The organism is Bradyrhizobium sp. WYCCWR 13022, from assembly GCF_030435535.1.
Classification (GTDB): domain Bacteria; phylum Pseudomonadota; class Alphaproteobacteria; order Rhizobiales; family Xanthobacteraceae; genus Bradyrhizobium.
The window spans coordinates 146,727-163,591 of the sequence record NZ_JAUIZJ010000009.1 but is presented as its reverse complement, the minus strand read 5'-3'; the positions used below and the strand labels follow the sequence as shown (position 1 = coordinate 163,591).

At 56.0% G+C, this 16,865-nt stretch carries 13 protein-coding genes and 1 pseudogene; all 14 read right to left on the bottom strand.

Annotation, left to right across the window (positions count from 1 at the left end):
* Nucleotides 1–131 precede the first annotated feature (131 nt).
* The 14 genes and pseudogenes from QY049_RS15155 to QY049_RS15095 all read right to left on the bottom strand — a co-directional run bounded on the left by QY049_RS15155 (nucleotide 132) and on the right by QY049_RS15095 (nucleotide 16,857).
* A complete protein-coding gene (locus QY049_RS15155) occupies nucleotides 132–953 on the bottom strand; it encodes a pyrroline-5-carboxylate reductase (protein WP_164933845.1) in 822 nt (273 codons plus the stop codon).
* 29 nt (nucleotides 954–982) lie between these two features.
* Nucleotides 983–2,299, bottom strand: coding sequence for an FAD-binding oxidoreductase (locus tag QY049_RS15150; protein ID WP_128929613.1), 1,317 nt, complete (start codon nucleotides 2,297–2,299; stop codon nucleotides 983–985).
* Nucleotides 2,300–2,306: 7 nt separating this feature from the next.
* Nucleotides 2,307–3,602: an FAD-binding oxidoreductase gene (locus QY049_RS15145; protein WP_128929614.1), complete on the bottom strand. Its 1,296-nt coding sequence runs from the start codon at nucleotides 3,600–3,602 to the stop codon at nucleotides 2,307–2,309.
* Nucleotides 3,603–3,718: 116 nt separating this feature from the next.
* Nucleotides 3,719–5,276 (bottom strand): annotated as a pseudogene (locus QY049_RS15140) (MFS transporter).
* Between the two features lie 121 nt (nucleotides 5,277–5,397).
* Nucleotides 5,398–6,423 carry an Ldh family oxidoreductase gene (locus QY049_RS15135; protein ID WP_164933844.1) on the bottom strand — a complete coding sequence of 342 codons (1,026 nt, stop codon included), beginning with the start codon at nucleotides 6,421–6,423 and terminating at the stop codon, nucleotides 5,398–5,400.
* A 25-nt stretch (nucleotides 6,424–6,448) separates the two neighbouring features.
* Nucleotides 6,449–7,216, bottom strand: a complete 768-nt coding sequence (locus QY049_RS15130) for a LamB/YcsF family protein (RefSeq protein ID WP_128929616.1) — start codon at nucleotides 7,214–7,216, stop codon at nucleotides 6,449–6,451.
* Nucleotides 7,194–8,240 carry a biotin-dependent carboxyltransferase family protein gene (locus QY049_RS15125; RefSeq protein ID WP_128929617.1) on the bottom strand — a complete coding sequence of 349 codons (1,047 nt, stop codon included), beginning with the start codon at nucleotides 8,238–8,240 and terminating at the stop codon, nucleotides 7,194–7,196. Before QY049_RS15125 ends, QY049_RS15130 begins: the two co-directional genes overlap by 23 nt.
* A complete protein-coding gene (locus tag QY049_RS39020) occupies nucleotides 8,237–8,941 on the bottom strand; it encodes a carboxyltransferase domain-containing protein (protein ID WP_128929618.1) in 705 nt (234 codons plus the stop codon). The genes QY049_RS15125 and QY049_RS39020 overlap by 4 nt, the downstream gene beginning before the upstream one ends.
* A 16-nt stretch (nucleotides 8,942–8,957) precedes the next feature.
* On the bottom strand, nucleotides 8,958–10,382 hold the full coding sequence (locus QY049_RS15120) for an MmgE/PrpD family protein (RefSeq protein ID WP_128929619.1): 1,425 nt from the start codon (nucleotides 10,380–10,382) through the stop codon (nucleotides 8,958–8,960).
* 22 nt (nucleotides 10,383–10,404) lie between these two features.
* The gene (locus tag QY049_RS15115; protein ID WP_128929620.1) at nucleotides 10,405–11,622 is read right to left on the bottom strand and encodes a pyridoxal phosphate-dependent aminotransferase; all 1,218 of its coding nucleotides are present in this window, start codon (nucleotides 11,620–11,622) and stop codon (nucleotides 10,405–10,407) included.
* Nucleotides 11,623–11,693: 71 nt separating this feature from the next.
* Nucleotides 11,694–12,761, bottom strand: a complete 1,068-nt coding sequence (locus QY049_RS15110) for an extracellular solute-binding protein (protein ID WP_128929621.1) — start codon at nucleotides 12,759–12,761, stop codon at nucleotides 11,694–11,696.
* A 117-nt stretch (nucleotides 12,762–12,878) separates the two neighbouring features.
* On the bottom strand, nucleotides 12,879–13,946 hold the full coding sequence (locus QY049_RS15105; RefSeq protein ID WP_128929622.1) for an extracellular solute-binding protein: 1,068 nt from the start codon (nucleotides 13,944–13,946) through the stop codon (nucleotides 12,879–12,881).
* A 71-nt stretch (nucleotides 13,947–14,017) separates the two neighbouring features.
* Nucleotides 14,018–15,832 carry an ABC transporter permease subunit gene (locus tag QY049_RS15100; protein WP_164933842.1) on the bottom strand — a complete coding sequence of 605 codons (1,815 nt, stop codon included), beginning with the start codon at nucleotides 15,830–15,832 and terminating at the stop codon, nucleotides 14,018–14,020.
* Nucleotides 15,829–16,857, bottom strand: coding sequence for an ABC transporter ATP-binding protein (locus tag QY049_RS15095; protein WP_128955179.1), 1,029 nt, complete (start codon nucleotides 16,855–16,857; stop codon nucleotides 15,829–15,831). The genes QY049_RS15100 and QY049_RS15095 overlap by 4 nt, the downstream gene beginning before the upstream one ends.
* Between the last annotated feature and the right edge of the window lie 8 nt (nucleotides 16,858–16,865).

The window sequence follows — 16,865 nt, the reverse complement described above, 5'->3', positions numbered from 1 at the left end:
TTGGCATAGGTCCGCCATTTTTCAAATCGCGCCTTCGGTGCGCGGCAGCGCGATCCGGCCGCTTACGCATCCAGTTCGGCGAGAATTCGCCGTACACTTTCGAACCTCCCAATCGTCTTGCGATCCCAAATCTAACTTTTTCTTAGTTCGACACTCCGTCGATACGCAGCGCTGGTTGCAGCGCGTACTATCTTGGGAAGGGCCCCCTCACGCTCCATTTCGATCACGCCAGCCTCAGTGGTCCCTCCCGGACTTATGACGGCTCGCTTGAGCTCGGAAGGCGAGCGCGGATCAGCTGCTAACATCGCCGCCGAACCCAACATCGTCTGCGCAACGAGCAACTGAGCGAATTCTGTATCAAAATCCAGCCTCGCCAGCCGCTTGCGCCGCTGCTCAGCAAAAGCGAAAATATAGCGAGGCGCGCAGGCGTAGAACGGCATAGCCTTGTCAATCAATGCCGCGTCCACCACCCATTCAAATTTGCCGACTGGCGCGAAGACTTGCTCTACGGCCGTTTTTGCCGAGATTGGAAACGTCTGCCCGGTTACGCCGAGGCTCGTCCCTTGACCAACAAACGCAGGAAGGTTGGGCATAACGCGCGCCACTCTCGCACTGCCGCATACCTCCATTAATCGCCCAAGCGGCATGCCGGCCATAACCGAAAGAACCGGACTCTCGGCCAGCAAGCGTCGATGTCCATCAGAGAAAGTTGCAACATTCTGCGGCTTCACCGCCAATACGAGCAGATCGTAGCCTGATGATGAACTCGGAGCGTCCGGCAAGATTGATACGCCTTGAAGACCACGCACAGCGTCTTCCACTCGGCCGACATCCGGATCAACCAAGATCAATTTTAAATTAGGTAGTGCTTGGCGTACTCCTCGGATAAGAGCCGAACCCATATTTCCCCCGCCGAAGAACAGCAGTCGAGTGGACTCCTTCATCACCACCATTTCCCTATCCTGCTGGTCCAACTTTGAGATCAGGTTGCATCTGCACCGGCACGGAATTCCTCGTACATTGCCGTGCCACGCACGCCGACGAATCTGAATGGCTCGGGCGGCAGCCATCCGGGACGGCCGAGCGGTCCAGTCACCGTTTCTTGTGCGACTTTGCCGGCGACTAGTTCGGCAAGACGGCGCCCCAATGCGGTACCTTTCGCGACACCAGAGCCGTTATAGCCGGCACTTATAAAAAGCCCCTGCTCCAGCTCTCCCCAAAATGGAGCGCCTCCACGCGTGACGTCGGTAACTCCGCCCCATACGTATTCGAAGTCGATATCCGCAAGATGCGGATAACGACGGCGAAACCGATCGAGCAATCTTCGTCGGATTACGCTCTCCTTGAGCTCGGCCTCATAGGAATAGAGGCTGCGGATCATACAGCGTCCGTCGGAAAGTCTACGAAGGGTGCTACCACCGGCCCGTTGGGCCGACGTCATGCCCCATTCCGGAAGACTACCGAGCAGACGTGCCCTGTTGCCCAGCCTTTCCGTCACGCCCACATAAGTAAATAAGGAAACCAACCGATCTTTGCCGTATCCCAGCAGCTTAACAAAGGCATTGTTGGCCAGGATGACGTTCCGCGCGGATATCCGCGCCTGCGGACAAGTCAAGTGCCAACGCTCACCTACTTTTTCGATGTTGCTGACAGTGGTTCCTTCATGAAAGACAATGTCAGAAGGTAGATGATCTGCCAGACCGCGCACGAGCGCAGCCGGCTGAAATAGATGTGTAGACTCGGATCGAATGGCCAACCGATAAAAGCATGTGCCGGTTAGCTCTTCCAAAGCATCTTGTTTGTAAACCGGAAGCGTGCGGCCCTGTGTCGATGCGCTCTCGCTCATTCTCAACAGAGCCGCAGCGGCTCGCTCGCTTACAGCGGCCTTGAACGAACCGACCTGTCGAAGCCCGCAATCGATCCCGTACCGGGCCACGAGGTCTTTCAGCCAAGCCAAACCCTCGGCATCAAATACGGCTATGACGTTCTGTTTGCTTAGAGCATCGGCTGAGGCGTCAGCTCTGCTGGCCGATGCCATACTCACCGTTGGCAGATCGCTGCCAGAAAAGCCGGAATTCCGACCTGAAGCATTCTCGCCAACTGTTCCGCCGTCAATGATGAGAATATCAGTTTCGGGTTCCAGCTCTTTGAGCCTTCTTGCAACAGCGAGCCCAGTGAAACCTGCGCCTACAACGGCATGATCGACGCTCAGCTTTCCGTTGAGGGCGGGCCGGCAAATGCGAGGCGGTAGCATCGCGTTCCAACCGCTTCGCATCTGATACGTGCTTGCGCGATACATATCCGTTCTACTGTGCGAAAGCCGGCTGGCGTTTGACGCTCGACAGCCGGTTGAAAGTAAAAGGAGAAGGATCGACGATAGGTTTTTCGGAAGTAACCAGATCAGCCGTCAGATGCCCGGCCGCAGGACCAATCCCAAAGCCGTGACCGGAGTACCCGCTACTGATAAAAAATCCCGGAATGGTGTCCACTGCCCCAATGACCGGCTTTGTATCGGGCATGACATCGATCAGGCCGGCCCAGGTTGCGGCAACTCTCATATTGGCGAATACGGGAAACTCGCGACTGATATTACGCTGCGCCTGACGAAGATCGTATAGTGATGGCACGGGATCCAGGACACGTGTCTGTTCAAAAGGCGTTTGTTCATCCATGCGCCAGCGCGATTTCTGAAACAGCTCCGCAAGCGTGCGCCGCCCCAGACGCAGCCGTACATTGTTTCCACCAGTCAAAATCATCGGCAAATAGTCGACGAGATAGCGGAAACTGTCGGGCACGATTTCCGTTCGATTCCACGCGCCGTAACCTATGGTGAACCCTCCATCGTGCCGAGTGCGGATCGAAAAATCGGGGCCCTTGATCGACGTTTTTGGAGCCCCTTCCAACGGGTACGCTCGGACAAGGCTCGACATTGTCTTGAGTTGCGGCAACCGCAAACCCATATTGTTACAAAAGAGCGAAGACCAAACTCCGCCCGCCAAAACAACTGCTTCGCAAGATACTGGCCCGAGCTCCGTCACAACGCCACAAATGCGTCCCGCCCGGGTTTCAATTCCTCTCACAGCGCATGACACGACAATCTGCGCGCCGAGCGCCCTCGCCGCGCTTGCGTACGCAGCAGCTGCCAATGATGGCTCCGCCCTGCCGTCATTGGGAGAATACAGGCCGCAAGCCCACGGTCTTGACGCGCCAGGCAGCAAGGCTCGCAATTCAGCCCCTGAAACGATGCGAGCAACGATATCGTCGGGACAGGTGTTGGCGAGCCAGCTTTCACAAGCTTCTGCTTCCTCGTCGCGCTTGAATACCGTCAAAATACCCGTCTGTTTAAAGCCGACACTTTGGCCTAGCTGCCGCTCCAGATCGTTCCAGATTCGCAAACTTTCCCGGATCAACGGCATTTCTTGAGCGTCGCGCTTTTGAGCGCGAACCCAACCCTGGTTGCGTCCGGATTGCTCTGCTCCGATAAGTCCCTTCTCGCAAAGCAAGGTTGGAACCCCTCGCTTGGCCAGGTAGTAAGCAGTTGAACTGCCGATAATTCCGCCCCCTATCACGATCACTTTGGTTGAAGCGGGCAGTTGGGACATGACGAACCAGCAAAAAGTCAGGGCGAGAGACTTGGTGCATACTTAACTTAGCTATTGGATACAATCAACCAACTTCTGCGTCGAAAGGTGAGAGGGCGCTTGGATCGTACTCAAGATCAAAGCATTGCTTCGGGTTTTGGCGGAAAATCGCTTCGCGTGGGAACAATCCGGCTATCAATCAGGCGATGCACACGACGCAGATCCTTAGGCCCCCGATGTAGACTGCGAAGCGACGCCAAGTTGTCAGCGTCTGCCCGTACACGGCGGCCATGATGACGCAGATATTCGATCCACGTTGGCGAGTAGTAGCTTTCAACCCAGACGAGTGGCCGTTCAATGTCTCGTAACAAGGCCCAACGACGGGCCCAGTCACGCAAACGGATACGACGCCGTTCTCGCATCAGCTCAAGAAAGCGAAGAGTATCCTCGTGGGCAATTTCATACTCTATTAAGACCAAGACCGGCCCCGAATCCGGCTTGATCTCGACCATAGGCTCGGGCGCTTGGAATGGTCCGATGGGATCGAGATCATCGCCGGACAACGCGTGAAGCGGATATTGAAAGCCCAAGACCGCTCCGATCATCATTACGGTCCCTGCCGCCACGAAGGCGATCGAAAGACCGTGTGAACCTGCAACTTCGCCCCAAAGCCAGGATACAAGGGCCATCCCGCCGAAAGTCGCGGTCTGATAGAAGGAGAGCGCTCTTCCAACCACCCACCGTGGCGTGACAGTTGCACGGTGACGTTGAATAAGGACAATGAAATGACCCAACAGGCACCGGCGACAAGTAGTGCGATGCAGCTAAGGGGCATCGAAGTTGAAGCGCCCAACAAGATGAGCGCGAGCGCAAAATTCGCGAAAGTTGCGCGAATGACAACCTCGTTATTGAACTTGCGGACAATGGCAGCGTTTGCCAAGCCGCCGCCGATCGCACCGAAGCCAAAAGTGCCCAACATCATGCCGTAGGTTAGTGCCGTTCCCTTCAACGTGTCTCGTGCAACCAACGGAAGCAGAGCCAAAACGACGACACCGGCCAAGTTGAAGATCGCCGTTCGTAGGAGAACTCTCAAAAGATGGGGAGACACCCTGATGTAACGAAGGCCGGCACCAATCGCTGCTCCCACATGCTCGGGGGGAGCTCCGGCTTTGGATAGTGCGGCTTCCAATGCAAGAGCGCGCCTATCAGCGGCAGTGTGAGAAGAACATTCGCAGCGAACGCCGCGGCGGACCCTGCCACTACGACGACCAATCCGCCCGAGGCAGGGCCAACGCTGCGCATCATGTTGAAGCTGAGCCCATTCAAACCGACCGCGCCGGCAACATCTTCCTTTGAGATGACATCGCCTATCGAGGCTTGCCACGCGGGATTGTACAGCGCGTTGCCACAACCGATTAGAAATGTAAGGGCGAGAAGAAGCCAAGGATCCAGAACATTGAAGCAGATAGAAGTCGCGAGAACCGCGGATACTAACACCATGCCACCTTGTGCCATGATCAATATGCGACGACGACTATAATTATCCGCCAGCGCACCCGCTATCATCGAGAAGATCATCACGGGAAGGGAATTCATTGTCTGAACCAGCGCCACCATGGCCTGCGAACCCATCATAGTGGCCATGACCCAGCTGGCGCCCACCGACTGCACAAGCGTCCCGAGATTCGACATCATCGTCGCGATCCAGAGCGATCGAAACGCCTTTTGCTTTAATGGAGACAGAAACAGGGGAACCGGCACAATTGTCTCGGTGATGCTTTTGGCAACACTTGTCGCCTTCGCGATATCAAGATCGCTAGTCCTCCGCCAAACTGAGAACGCGCGCCCAATTGCGCGCATCGACCGACAGCATTCCGCTTTCATGCACCGCTTGGCGACGCCGATAGCGGTTATCGGCCGGCATGCGAGTTGATCCTGCGTGTTTCAATTCCGCTATTAGCCTCTCCAACTGTCCCTGGAACGAAGCATTCCCGCCAGCACCGGGATCAAGGGCCAAAATGAATTGCCCGGCATTCGAGGTCTTCGCCCCAGGAAAGTTGGAAGAACAATCTTCAAATCCGAAGGTGCCGCCGGAGAGTGCCGCCACCAGAACCTCGGCCATAAAGGCAAGCGACGCTCCTTTTGCTCCGCCGAACGGCAGGAGCGCCCCCCCGTCCAGTATCGCCGCCGGATCAGTAGTTACGTCTCCGTCCCTGTTAATTCCGACCCCTGAAGGAACGGGTCTACCAGCGGCAGCGTGCAGCAGGATGTCGCCGTGCGACATGATGCTCGAAGCTTGGTCCCACACCAAAGGCGGCGCGTTTGTCCTTGGACAGGCAAATGCGATCGGATTGGTGCCGAGCGTCTTTCGCTTACCCTGCCAAACAGCCATATGGCTGCGACTGTTCACCATCGCAATTGAGATCAGACCGGCGCGCGCCAGGGGTTCCACGTCCTGCCACAAAGCACCAAAATGATGCGAATTGCGGACAAACATCGTCGCGACACCTTGGCTCCGAGCCATACCAGCAAGACGGTTCGAGAAGGCGCGCGTTGCTTGTTGAGCAAACCCGTTGTCAGCCTCAACCGCCAAACAGCCGGGCCGCGTCTGCTCGCAAGCCGGTTTAGCTGCAGTATTAATCCAGCCGCTGGATATGCTTGAGACATAGCCGGGCAAGCGATGGATCCCGTGGCTTCTACTGCCGTCGATTTCGGCGCCGGCAACCGTTTCGGCAATGATTCGTGCGATGGGTTCCGACAGTCCCGCTCTGCGCAAGGCCGAAGCTAATTTGGGTTCGAGGATCTCTAGCGGGATCTGAATTTCGTCGTCCGCTACGGTCAAGTGACGCTCCGCGATGAACGCTGTTCTATTCGACAAGCTCTGTCAGTGGCGTCACTTGTCCACCGCCTCTCTCAATCGTGTCGCGCAAAGTCTTGGCAATCTCGACCGAGCCAGGCGTATCTGAATGAACCAGAATGCTTTTCGCATCCAACTTGATTCGTTTTCCCGTGATAGCTGTCACCGTGCCGTCATTCAAGAACTGGCTTGCTCTCGCGGCGATTTGATCGAGATCGTTGATGACTGCTCCCTGCTTCTTTCGCGAAACGAGCGAGCCGTCTTCCTCGTAGGCCCGGTCGGCATAAATTCGTCCAACAGTCCGCAACCCGATCTTCCGCGCGTAAGCTTGCCAAGGGCTGCCGGGTTCTCCCGGCACGATGATGTCGGGATCATAGGCTTTGAAAGCATCGAAGATGAGCTGAAGATATTCCGGTGTTTCGCGCGACATCATGCCAAAGACGCCATGCGTACCGGCATGTGTCACCTTATAACCTTCAGCCTTGGCGATCGCCGAGAGAGCGCCCAACTGGTAAAGTGCGTGTTTCCGCATATCGTGGGGATCAATCTTCATCGGAACACGACCGAAGCCTAGTAGATCGGGCAGGCCGACATGCGCTCCTAGCGCCACTCCCCGCGCTCTCGCCTGCGCCGCCATGTCGGTCATGATGACCGCATCACCCGCGTGAAAACCGCAGGCCACATTCGCGGACGAAATCAGCGCCATCAGAGCGGCGTCATCGCAAAGCCGCCAACGCCCGAACCCTTCTCCGATGTCAGAATTGATATCGATTTTCATCGTTCGCCATCCCTGCCTCGGTTTCTCGCGAAATGCGCGCTGGTACGCCGCCGTTGTCGGCCGTCGCTATCAGGCAACCCAGCCTGTCCAAATATTTCACGATCTCAGATAGAGCCTTACGCGCTTCGGTTACCGAACATTCCACGAAACGGAACACGCTGCCTGGCCGCGCTTGGGCGACGCGCCAGAGATCGGCTTCTATGACGTAACCAATTTTCGGATAGCCACCCGCAGAGTTGCCGTCGACCAATTGCACGATAGGGCGCCCGCCTGGGGGCACCTGGATCACCCCGGGCGTGATCGGACATGATCGCATTTCTCCGGGGTCGGTACGCATCAGTTCGGCGCCATCCAATCGATAGCCCATTCTATTGCTCTGAGCGGAGACCCTCCAGGGATCACGCCAGAACGTTTGCTGCGACCTAGATGTGAAATCATCATATTCTCCGGCACGAACGACGCGGAGAACAATATCGTCCTGCTCCGCTAATGCGTGAAGTCCGCGTTCGAGAACGTTGTCGGGCGGCAAGACGGAGAGTTCGGGTTGCGGCTGCGCACTCTTTTTCAGAGCGCCTAGCTTGTCGCCTACGCGAAGCATGCGCCCTTCCAGGCCACCAACGCGTTGCCTGAAATAGGTGCTGCGGGATCCCAGCACCTCGGGAACGTCGATGCCTCCGGGCACACAAAGATAGGCTCTAAGCCCCATACGTGCCGGTCCAATCGCCAGCTCGTCGCCCGGCGCAACCGCGAAACGCGACCATGGTGCGACTTGACGTTGGTTGAGAACGGCCTGACAATCGGCCCCACACAGTGCAACCATGATTTGCTGATTGAACAGCAACCGCATGGGACCCATCTGGACCTCAATTCCGGCGGCCTCAGTGGAATTTCCAAGCAAGATGTTGCCCACCGATAGAGCGACCCGGTCGGCCGCTCCCGTTCGGGCAATTCCATGGTGACGTTGCCCTATCCGCCCCAAATCCTGCACAGAATTCAAGGGAAGCGTTTGAAGCACTTCGATCATGTCTCAACCCGTTCGATTCGGAAACGAATGCAGTCTCCCAGGTCAAGAACGTTGGGCGGCGTTTTGCTGAAGTCGAACGGTATGGGCGATGCCGGTGCATGTCCGAGTGCGTACCAGCCGCTTGGAACGAGCGAAGGCTCCTCCCCCGGCTTCAACGGCGGTCCAAGAGACGTCTGCGCTCCCGCCATGCTCAAATTTGGACCATTGGGTACCATTTGAGGTTCAGGCCGGCGTGGCAGGTGCAGCCGTCTATCCAGTCCGAAGAGAAAGCCGAAGCCTGGACCCGTTCCAGGCGCAAAGACAGTGTAATTGCCTGCCGAATGCAATTCAGCCACCCTGCTCGGCGATACTCCGAGACGATCGGCAACTTCGCGCAGGTGCCGACCTGCAGCTCCCCCGTAAACGATCCCGATTTCGAGTGTGCGGCCATTACCGGACCAAGCGGTCGTTCCATTCCATTCCGCCAAAAATCTCATCGCCAAAGGCTCGGTGTCCGTTGTCAAAGGGTCGACAACGATTAAGAGGCTGTTCAATCCCACCTGCGCGTCAGTCACCTCTTGCCAATTCCGGACCGTTCTATCCAACGCCCAAATGCGTTGCTGCGTTTGCAACGAAAGTGGCCCTTCGGCATCGAGCAGCAGAGCCGAAGCACCGCAGTGACTGACCCTCGGTGCATCAAGAACCACTAGCTTTGCGCACATGCCCGTACTTTGTCCGTCACTGCAGCTCTTCAAGGCCCAATAGAATTGGTGTACCGACCCGGTTCAGCCTGTCCAAATGTTGGAAACGTGTCAAAATAAGATCCGACCTGGCGGAATCGAACATTCCATCAGTACACGCCCGATATTTCCGCTCCAGATGTTCCCAACTGACGGGGTCGCTGCTCGAGCCGATATAATTGGATTTGCGCCGTTTAAAGAGACTCCCGTCTCGCCGCATGACATCAACTTCGGTAAAGGCTTTTCCGGCTCTGTAGAGCGGCTCGAAAAGCTCTGGCGTGCTCTGGTCTGGATGAACATAAGGTTCAACCGACTCCATTATCTTGCGCGTCGCGGGATCCTTGAGCGCATCGGGAGTGAAATCGGCTAGCGTGACGTCGCCTTTTCGCAGTGCCACAGCCACGCAATAGCTGTAGCTAAATTTTGCCTGTAAGTGACTTTCAGGCCGATCATAACGCATGATGTTAAGCGTTTGATAGCTGGTGCCGCAACGCACCGAGGTTATATCTGCCAGATCAAGCTCTTTATTTCGGAGGCCTTCGACAAGCACGTCGAGAGCCGGGAGCACCATCGCGCAAACCGGATATAGCTTGACGTTGATGCGCATCACTTCAAAGGGGGCTCCCATGTCGCGCATTGCGTCTTCAAAACAGATCACACTCAAGTCACCGAATAGGTGCATGAAACCTTCATGACCCTCGATGGCAGTCGGGCTTGCGTCGATGCCAGCCAGAGCCAGCTTTGCGGCCATTACGCCGTTCTCGGCAGCACGGCCGGCGTGGACGGGCTTGGTCGACGTTCCAAAGTTCTGACGGATGCCACAAGCCATCGAGGCGGCGATCCCCAACGCATCTCTGGTCTGCTGCGCGTCCAAACCCAACAGCTTTGCCGATGCAGCCGTCGCTGCGAAGGTTCCGAAAGTCGACGTCGTATGCCAACCGTTGGCATTATGTTGGTAGGTCATCGCCCGCGCAATCTTGGCGCCGACTTCCATCCCAGCCACATACGCGGTGATCAGTTGTTCGCCCGAAACGTTGCGCTCGTCGGCCAGCGCAAGAAGCGCCGGAACCATGCCAGTGGATGGATGGCCAAGCATAGTCGCGTTGCCGTCATCGAAATCGTGCACATGAGCTGCCACACCATTGAGAAAAGCCGCCGTTCTCGCCGTCGTGCGCAAGGAAGTGCCGATAACCAGCGATTTGCCGGGTTCATCGACCAAAGCTTGACGCGCCCTGCTTGCGGCCGCCTCGCCTGCGCCCGCAAGCGTCACAGACAACGTGTCTGCGAAAGCGCGCTTGGTCGTCTCCACCGCCTCTGTCGGGATGTCGGAAAAGCGCAGTTTCGTAACCCAATCAGCAAGGAAGGCGGTCACGGGTGGACGTGATCGCGTCGCCTCGGCGGCACTGGAAGTGATCTCGTTCATATTATGATACTTCGAATTTGGTTCAGCGTAAGGCTAGAACCGCGGAGCGGATCGCTGCCACGGCGGTACGCAAGTCGTCGTCCGACGACGCGATGGAGATACGGAAGTAAGGAGAAAGGCCATAGGCCGCGCCTTGTACAACTGCGATGTCGGCCTCGGCCAGTAAGTAATCGCACAGAACGCTATCAGACGAGATTCGGCCGCCTGCCGGCGTCGTTTTCCCAATCAGATCGGTACAGCTCACAAAGATATAGAACCCTCCCTCAGGGCGCTCGGCGGAAAGACCTGGAATTGCCTTGATGATCGGTAAGACAAAATCTCGCCGCCGGTGGAACACAGCTACGCGCTGGGCTAAGAAATCTTGTGGCCCTTCGAGTGCGGCCAGAGCAGCAGCCTGCGCGATTGAACATGCGCCACCCGTCGCTTGCGACAAGACTCGAGTAATGTCCCTGATCAGCCAATCCGGCCCGGCGCAATAGCCGATACGCCAACCCGTCATGGCGTATGCTTTGGAAACGCCGTTGACCGTCAGGATGCGCTCCCGCAAATCGGGCGCAATCTGCGCCAAGGTGTAAAACGGCCGCCCATCAAACCGAATGTGCTCATAGATGTCATCTGACAAAGCAAGGACGTTAGGATGGCGACGCAATATTTCGGCGAAGGAAAGCAATTCCGCCTTTGAGTAAATTGATCCCGACGGATTGTTTGGCGAATTCAAAAGAAGCCAACGCGTCCGAGGTGTGATGGCCGCCTGTAGTTGTCCAGGCTGCATCTTGAAGTCACTTTCGACGCCGCACGCGACTATCACCGGCTGTCCGCCGGCGAGCCGCACCATGTCTGGCATCGGCACCCAATAGGGTGCAGGTATAATGACCTCGTCGCCGTCGTTTAAGGTTGCGGCGAAGGCATTATATATACTTGGTTTCGCGCCCGGAGCGACCACGATCTGATTGACTCCGTATTCCAAGTCGTTGTCGCGTCTCAGCTTGCGCGAGATGGCCTCGCGCAGCTGAATGGTACCCGTATTGATGGTATAGCGGGTTTCTCCAGCTCGGATCGCCGCAATTGCCGCTTCCTGAACGTGCTCTGGCGTATCGAAGTCAGGTTCGCCCTGTGCAAGGCTGATAACGCGCTTGCCTGAGGCCACTCTCAACTTTGCTTTTTGAGCCATGCTCTCGGAGACATCGACCTGAATCTTGCCAACCCGCTTCGATCTGCTTCGTGTATTCAAATTAGTCACCGCTTCCTAGTCCGTGAGAACGACGCCAGGCTTTCGACCCGTCTGCGCGCGGGCTCGGCTGTCGCAGCCTCTTATTTGATGAGCCAAGCGTTGAACATTTCATTCGACTTGGACAAGTTTTCACCCCAGAAGCTGACATCGAGGGGCACGAGCTGCTTAAAGTTGTCAGGCTGCGTCGGGATCAAATACAAGATCTTGGGGTCGATATATTGGTAGGCGCTGATCGAAGCCGTTCCGTTCAGGACGCGCGCTGCACGCGCGGCTTGTCGCTTCGGATCAAGAGTGAATTCGATGAGCTTCTGAACCATCGCCACCTTCGGATTCCCTTTCGGAATCGACCAGCCATATGCGGTGTAATAGCCTTGATTCCATAGGATCTTAAGATCCTCTCCTTGCACGATAAGCTCCGCTGCCCGGTTGACATAGGTCGCGGTAATGTCGATTTCGCCGCTGTGTAACAGCTGCGCGCTCTGCGGCGCCGTCGTCCACCACATAGCGATCCGCGGTTTGATTTGATCGAGCTTCTTGAATGCCCGAATCCAACCGGCATCTGTTTTCAGTTCGTTTATGATGGCCTGGCCGGGCTTGACGCCGTCGGCGCGCAATGCCCACTCGATGTTGTCCCGGCCGCTGTTGCGGAGGGACCGCACGCCAGGGATCGCTTTGTCCCACATGTCCGCAACGCAAGTCAGATCTTTCCCGGTCGCGGAGGTCCGATAAACCGTTGAATAGGCTGATATCGAGTCGGGCACAAAACCGGCGAGGTTCCTCAGCTCCACCGGAAGGTCGTCATACAGGTGTTTTGGAAGGGTGATCTTTTCAACCAAATCCAAAGCCAAATATCGAACTGCTTCGTCCATGCCTGCGCCAATGCAAGCATCGAAGATATAATTCTTCGTGTCGACCATCGACTGCATCTGGGGCAGCGGCTGCGCGGCTCGCACCACGGGAACGACCGTGATGCCGGTAGCCTCCGTGAAAGGAGTGTAAAAGAGCTCCTTATAAATCTGAGATACGGAGCCACCAGCATCTGCAATGTAGAGAGTTTCGCCCGCTGCCGAAGCGCGACCCATGATCGCGGGTGCTGCTAACGTTGCGCCCGCCAGCATTGTGGTCTTAGTAAACTTTCTTCTGTTCATTTCTGGCCTTCCGTTAGCGACTTACGCCGACCGCGGATTTCATCGAATGTCGTCGGAGGCAATCATCCCGGGGCGTTCAAAGGGATGGTCGTTGCCGATAGTGCCGATCATCATTCGTCATTTCACAAGCCACTGATTGAACAGCTCATTCGATTTCGTGAGATTCTCTCCCCAAAAAGCCACGTCCAACGGGACCATCTGCTTGAAATTATCTGGTTGCGTCGGGACGTACTCGAGCACCTTCTTGTCGATAAATTCGAAGGCACTTTTCGAGGCGCTTCCTTGCATCAACTCGGAAGCAAGCGCGGCTTGACGCTTCGGATCCAATGAGAACTCGATGAGCTTCTGCACCAAATGGACCTTTGGATTGCCTTTTGGGATGACGTACCCATAGGCAGTGTAATAACCTTCGTTCCAAAGCACTTTGAGGTTCTCACCTTGCCGGATCAGCGTTGCAGCCCGGTTCGCATACGTCGCTGTAATATCGATCTCCTGAGCTTGCAGAAGCTGAGCGCTTTGTGGGGCCGTACTCCACCAAGTCAGGATTTTCGGTTTGATCTCATCCAATTTTCGAAATGCGCGCTCCCACCCGGCTTTTGTTTTCAGCTCATTGATAATGGCCGGTCCCGCGGGAACGCCATCCGCTCGAAGCGCCCATTCTATGTTGTCGCGACCGCCAGTACGCAGCGAGCGAACTCCCGGAATGGACATGTCCCAAATATCGGCAACTCGTTTCAGATCCCGTTTTGTCGCTAACGGCCGATATACCGTCGCAAACGCTGCAACGGAGTCCGGATAGAAGCCCGGAACATTTCTGATGGAGTCAGGAAGGTCGTCATATATTGACCTCGGCAACTCAATTCGTTCGCTGAGCCCCTCAGCATCGTAGCGGACACCTTCATCGAGACCGGCGGCCCCATGCACATCGAACGTATAGTTCTGCGTTTCCACCATGGTCTTCATCTGAGCCAGCGCTTGGGCTGGCCGAACGACCGGAACGACATCAATTCCCGTGCTTGCAGTAAAGGGCGTATAGATAACCTTCTTGTAGGACTCGGTGTACGCACCGCCCGCATCCGCAACATAGAGGGTCTCACCGGCCGCCGATGCGCGTCCGACGATGGCGGGTAGTGGGAAAGTCGCGCCGGATAGCGCAGCTATCTTGACGAATTGCCTTCTATTCATTGTTGGCCTCCTCACTAACCATTGCCTCGAACTGACGGCTCTAATGTCGGCCCATCCAACCGATGCAAGCGCTACACGCGTCTGGACGTCCCGCCAACGGAATTGGCTATGAGCATAAATCCGAGAATTAACGCCAGGAGTAGCGTCGACACTGCTGCCAACTCCGGTGACGCCCCGTACACTGCCTGTTGGTATAGCTGCTTCGGAAGCGTGGTGAAGCTGCCTCCCGTGACAAACAGAGAAATCGTCACTTCGTCAAACGACTGGATGAATGCGAAAAGAAACGCGCCATAAACTCCAGGCTTGATGATCGGCAGCATGATATATCGGAAGGTCTTGAATTTTGACGCGCCCATCGTCCATGCGGCATAGTCCAACGAACGATTGTAATTTTTGAGCACGGCCATCAGTGACATCGTGGCATAGGGCAGCGCAAACACCATATGCCCCATGATCAATCCGACCCATGTGCCAATCAGCCCGAAGCGGGCATAAGCGTAGAACAGCGCGACCGCCGTGATGATATGAGGCAGAAAAATCGGAATGGTCAGCAGCAGAATTATCAGGAACTTTGCCCTCGTCTTTTGACGAACGAGAAATAGTGCCGCCGGAATAGCGATGGCAATGGCCATCAAGCTGGTGATGGCGGCGATGCCAACCGATCGCCAGAAAGCCAATACCCAGATTGGTGAGCTAAGGACCGACGTGTACCATCGGAGTGAGAAACCCTGGGGCGGCCAGCCGAACAGAAGGCTGTTAGAGAATGAAATCGGAACGATACAGAAGATCGGAAGTATCAAGAACAACGCAATTGCCAGCGAAACCATCGACAGAATGGGTCTACTCACCCTTTGCCTGAGCTTCACCGTCCGTCCCGTCAGTTTTTCGGCGACCAATCCGAAGCTGGCGGTAATCCATGAAATTCCGTTGATTAGTTTCATTCCGCCACGGCGGAGCATTCGGTTCAGTCTCGACGGATGCTGGTCGCCCTCTTCTCCGGTCAGAATGTGCATTCCAACCACCCGATCAAACAGAAAGAAGGAAATAAGTGTTGCCAGCAACAGCATGGCGGATATCGCCGCAGCGAAGTTCCAGTGCAACACCTCGGTAACTTGTTCGATGATCAATTGAGCGATCATCGTTTCCCGAGGACTCCCGAGCAGCTGCGGCGTGATGAAAAACCCAAGAGCACTCACAAAGATCAAGATACCGCCGGCCGCCACTCCCGGTAACGACAGAGGAAAATAGACCCGCCAAAAACCATGGGAGGGGCGGGCACCCAGCGTGCTCGCCGCTTTTTCCAAGTTCGGCTCGATGCCCTCCATTACGGAGTACATCGTAATAATCGCCAAAGGCAAAAGCGAGCTGCTCAGGCCGATCATCACGCCGTTCCAGTTGTAGAGGAAGGCGATCGAATGATCGAGCCAGCTCAACTTCAAGCCGGTTACGTTGATCAAACCGCGGCGACCGAAGATAATAATCAGTGACAGATTGCGGATCAGAAAGCTAGTCCAAAGCGGCACCAGAACGGACGTCAGGATTGCTGCTCGAACCCCTGCATTTGCTTTGGAGAGTGCATATGCAACGGGGTAACCGAGCGTCAGGCAGATCCCGGTGGCCCAAGCAGCGGTTTGAATCGTTCGCACGAGCACGCTAACGTATAGATTGGTCTTAAATACTCGCGAAAAATTCTCTAGCGTCAGCGCACCGTGAGCGTCAAAGAGGCTGAGAACAAGAATTCCGCCGACAGGCAGTACAAATACGACGGATAGAAACGTCAGCAGCGGTGCTATCTGAAGAAACGGCCAGCGCGCTAGCAATTCGCTCAGAGGTAGGCGCCGATCTGATCGCGGCCATGATCCCGGGATGGTCGTCCGATCTGTCACGTTCCTACATCCTTTATTTCTACCGACCGGGAGGCGGCCCAGCTCAAGATGCAACGTTGACCGTTCTCGATATCGTGAGGAGCCTGTGCATTCAGAACAAGGGCTGAAAGGACGCGATCGGACGCCGACTTGAAGAAGTACCGGGTTGTCGGCCCAATATTGATGCGCTCAATAAACGTCGCTTCGGTCCGGTGGTGCGCGGGAACGACGTCGGCGTTGACGCGAACGTATTCAGGTCGAACCATCAGTCGCGTTCCCGCCTGCATGGGCGTCACGTTGCCGCTTGCATCGCTCACTTCGCCAGCCGCCATGATATTGGACTGTCCGATGAAGTTAGCGGCGAAGACCGTCGAGGGGCGATCGTAAATTTCGTTCGGTGGTGCCAGTTGCTCGATCTCGCCACCGTTCATCAGACAGATCCGATCTGACATGGCCAACGCTTCTTCTTGGTCGTGGGTCACGTAGATGATGGTCGTCTTTAATCGCTTATGCAGATGCTTGATTTCGATCTGCATCTGCTCGCGCAAGTTCTTATCCAGCGCGCCCAAAGGTTCGTCCATCAGTACGATCGACGGCCGGTAGACCATTGCGCGTGCGAGAGCCACGCGTTGTTGCTGACCACCCGATAGCTCCTTGGGCACACGCTCGGCAACGTGAGGTAAGCTGATGATCTCCAACATCGACTTTACCCGGTCGCGTATATCAGCCTCCGGCATCTTCCGCATGCGCAGCGGAAATGCGAGGTTTTCCGCGATACTCAAATGAGGAAACAAGGCATAGTTCTGAAAGACCATGCCAATATCCCGATAAAACGCGGGCTCGTTGGTAGCTCGACGACCGTTGATGTAGATCTCGCCGGAGTTTGGAGGGGTTAGTCCGGCGATCATGGTTAGGAGCGTCGTCTTTCCGGAGCCAGAAGGGCCCAATAGAGTCAGAAATTCTCCTTCGGCCACATCGAGAGACGTCGGCTTCAAAGCGTCGAACGCACCGTACCGTTTCGAGAGGTTTTCGATCTTGAGCTTCATTCGTATGC

Excerpts from the sequence above, each read along its gene's own strand:
- QY049_RS15155 (WP_164933845.1), bottom strand. The coding sequence starts at position 953 with ATGGTGGTGATGAAGGAGTCCACTCGACTGCTGTTCTTCGGCGGGGGA.
- QY049_RS15150 (WP_128929613.1), bottom strand. The coding sequence starts at position 2,299 with ATGTATCGCGCAAGCACGTATCAGATGCGAAGCGGTTGGAACGCGATG.
- QY049_RS15145 (WP_128929614.1), bottom strand. The coding sequence starts at position 3,602 with ATGTCCCAACTGCCCGCTTCAACCAAAGTGATCGTGATAGGGGGCGGA.
- QY049_RS15130 (WP_128929616.1), bottom strand. The coding sequence starts at position 7,216 with ATGAAAATCGATATCAATTCTGACATCGGAGAAGGGTTCGGGCGTTGG.
- QY049_RS15125 (WP_128929617.1), bottom strand. The coding sequence starts at position 8,240 with ATGATCGAAGTGCTTCAAACGCTTCCCTTGAATTCTGTGCAGGATTTG.
- QY049_RS39020 (WP_128929618.1), bottom strand. The coding sequence starts at position 8,941 with ATGTGCGCAAAGCTAGTGGTTCTTGATGCACCGAGGGTCAGTCACTGC.
- QY049_RS15120 (WP_128929619.1), bottom strand. The coding sequence starts at position 10,382 with ATGAACGAGATCACTTCCAGTGCCGCCGAGGCGACGCGATCACGTCCA.
- QY049_RS15110 (WP_128929621.1), bottom strand. The coding sequence starts at position 12,761 with ATGAACAGAAGAAAGTTTACTAAGACCACAATGCTGGCGGGCGCAACG.
- QY049_RS15105 (WP_128929622.1), bottom strand. The coding sequence starts at position 13,946 with ATGAATAGAAGGCAATTCGTCAAGATAGCTGCGCTATCCGGCGCGACT.
- QY049_RS15095 (WP_128955179.1), bottom strand. The coding sequence starts at position 16,857 with ATGAAGCTCAAGATCGAAAACCTCTCGAAACGGTACGGTGCGTTCGAC.